The sequence below is a fragment of the Mycobacterium fragae genome, from assembly GCF_002102185.1.
Lineage (GTDB): Bacteria > Actinomycetota > Actinomycetes > Mycobacteriales > Mycobacteriaceae > Mycobacterium > Mycobacterium fragae.
Window position 1 is genome coordinate 1 of the sequence record NZ_LQOW01000009.1, and the last position, 3,177, is coordinate 3,177.

General features: G+C 64.8%; 1 protein-coding gene. It reads left to right on the plus strand.

Going from position 1 to position 3,177, the window contains the following annotated elements; translation table 11 throughout:
• On the plus strand, positions 1 to 3,177 hold a 3,177-nt coding region (locus AWC06_RS06150; protein ID WP_244899032.1), incomplete at both ends, for a condensation domain-containing protein.

Sequence of the window (3,177 nt, forward strand, 5' to 3'; positions counted from 1 at the left end):
GGTGAGGTGCGTGCGGCGTTGGCCGGCTGCGAGGGGGTGCAGCAGGCGGTGGTGGTTGCTCGTGAGGACCGTCCCGGTGATAAACGCCTGGTGGGTTATGTGACCGGTTGCGCGGATCCGGGTGAGGTTCGCGCGGTGTTGGGTGAGCGGTTGCCGGCTTATATGGTGCCCGCGGCGGTGGTGGTGATTGATGCGTTGCCGTTGACGGTGAACGGCAAGTTGGATACGCGTGCTTTGCCGGCGCCGGAGTATCGGGAGGGTGATCGGTATCGGGCTCCGGGCAGCGCGGTTGAGGAGGTGTTGGCCGGTATTTATGCCCAGGTGTTGGGGTTGGAGCGGGTCGGGGTCGATGAGTCGTTTTTCGAGCTGGGTGGGGACAGCATTTTGTCGATGCAGGTGGTGGCGCGGGCTCGTGCGGCGGGTTTGTTGTGTCGGCCGCGGGATGTTTTCGTCGAGCAGACGGTGGCGCGGTTGGCTCGGGTGGTGGGGGTGGCTGATGGCGTAGCTGATGTGGTCGATGAGGGTGTGGGGTCGGTGGCGGCGACCCCGATCATGCGCAGGTTGGCCGGTGTGGATGGCCCGGTGGCGCAGTTCAATCAGACGGTGCTGTTGCAGGCTCCTGCGGGGGTGGGCGAGGCCGACGTGGTGGTGTTGTTGCAGGCGTTGCTGGATCGGCATGCCATGTTGCGGGCGCGGGTGGATGGTGATGGGGCCGGGGGGTGGTTGTTGCGGGTGCCCGAGGTGGGTGCGGTGGATGCGCGGGGGTGTGTGCATGCGGTGGATGTGTTATCCGATGAGGCGTTGATCGGGGCGCGGTCGCGGTTGAACCCGGCGGCTGGGGTGATGCTCAGTGGGTTGTGGGTGGGCTCCACGGCTCAGTTGGTGTTGATTGTTCACCATTTGGTGGTGGATGGGGTGTCGTGGCGGATCCTGTTGGAGGATCTCAACATTGCGTGGGCCCAGCATCGTGGTGGGCAGTCGATCGGGTTGCCGGCGACGGGGACGTCGTTTGCCCGGTGGGTGTTGTTGTTGGCCGAGTATGCGCGCCGTCCGGAGGTGGTGGGCCAGGCCGAGGTGTGGCGGCAGGTGGCGGCGGCCCCGGCGGTGTTGCCGGCGGTGTGTCCGGCGGTGGATACCTATGTGAGCGCTGGGCATTTGTCGGTGTCGTTGGATGTGGAGAGCACCCGGATGTTGTTGGGTGAGGTGCCGGCGGCGTTTCATGCCGGGGTGCAAGACATTTTGTTGATCGGGTTCGCCTTGGCGTGGGCGCAGTTTTTGGGTACTGGTGCCGCGCGGATCGGTATCGATGTGGAGGGTCATGGGCGTCATGAGGAATTGGGCGCCGATGTGGACTTGTCGCGCACGGTGGGGTGGTTTACGGCCATATATCCGGTGTCGTTGGCGGTTGGTGGGCTGGACTGGGGGCAGGTGATCGCCGGTGGGCCCGGGTTGGGGGCGGTGCTTAAGGACGCCAAGGAGCAGCTTCGGGCCGTTCCGGATCCGTTGTCTTATGGTGTGCTGCGCTATTTGAACCCCGATGTTGAGTTGGCCGGCTCGGATCCGGTGATCGGGTTTAACTATTTGGGCCGGTTGGGCGCGGGGGCCGGTGAGGTGTCTGGTGAGCTGTGGCGGATCGGGCAGGAGGGGTTGTCGCTTGGGGCGGCCACGGCGATACCGATGCCGTTGGCGCATACGGTGACCGTCAATGCCGGCACGGTGGAGTCTGACAGCGGTCCGCGGCTGCACGCCAATTGGACGTGGGCGCCTTCGGCGCTGGATGGTGGGCAGATCAGCGAGGTTAGCCGGTTGTGGTTTGAGGCCTTGGCCGGTATCTGCGCGCATGTGCGCGCCGGTGGGGGCGGGTTGACGCCATCGGATATTGCGCCTGCCCGGTTAAGCCAGCAGCAGCTGGATGAGCTGTGCGGCCAGTACCGCATCGCTGATGTGTTGCCGTTGAGTCCTTTGCAGCAGGGGTTGCTGTTTCATGCCAGCACCGCCCCGGGTCTTGACGATGGGTATGCGGTGCAGCTGGATTTCACCGTGACCGGCCCGCTTGATGCGCATCGGCTGCGTGAGGCGGTGCATACGGTGGTGAGCCGGTATCCGAACTTGGTGGCCCGGTTTTGTGCACAGTTTGATGAGCCGGTGCAGCTGATCCCGGCTGATCCGGTGGTGCCGTGGCGATATGTCGAGTTGGACGGCGTTGAGGGCGGCGGCGATGTGGAGCAGCGGGTGCAGCGGGTCTGCGCCGGTGAACGGGCGGTGGTCTGCGATCTGGCTCACCAGCCGGCTTTTCGGGCGGCGTTGATTCGCACGGCGCCGGATCGGCACCGGTTTGTGCTCACGAATCATCACATTGTGCTCGATGGCTGGTCGATGCCGATTGTGCTGGGGGAGATATTCGCCAGCTATTACGGGCAGCGGCTGCCCGCGGCCGGGTCGTATCGCAGTTTTGTTCGCTGGCTGGCCGAGCGTGACCTTGATGCCGCCCGCGCGGCGTGGGCTGAGGTGTTGGCCGGTTTTGACACCCCGACCTTGGTGGGGTCGCCGGCCCGGCTGGGGGTGGGGCAGCGAGGGGTGGCCTTGCATCGGGTGGCTGAGGACATCACCGGGGCCCTTGGCGAGTTGGCCCGCTCGCGTCATACCACCGTCAACATCGTGTTGCAGGGCGCCTTCGCGCAGCTGTTGTGCGAGCTGACCGGTCAGCAGGATGTCGTTTTTGGTGCGGCGGTCTCGGGGCGCCCGGCCGAGGTGGTCGGGGCGGATTCGATGGTGGGCCTGTTGATCAATACGGTTCCGGTGCGCGGGCGCATCAGCGCGGCAACCACCATCGCTGATCTGATTGATCAGCTGCAGCGCGATCACACTCACACCCTGGAGCATCAGCACTTGGCGCTCAACGAGATTCACCGCGTCACCGGCCATGACCAATTGTTTGACACGTTGTTCGTCTATGAAAACTATCCGGTCGACGCCGCGGCACTGGTGGGGGATCACGAGTTGGTGATCACTGAGTTCAACTTCCACGAATCCACCCACTACCCGCTTGCGGTGGTGATCGCCCCGGGGCGCGAACTGCGTCTTCGCGTCGACTACGACGCCGATGTGTTCGATGCGGCCAGTATCGAGGCGTTGATTGAGCGGTTGCAGCGGGTGTTGGTGGCGATGAGCGCCGAT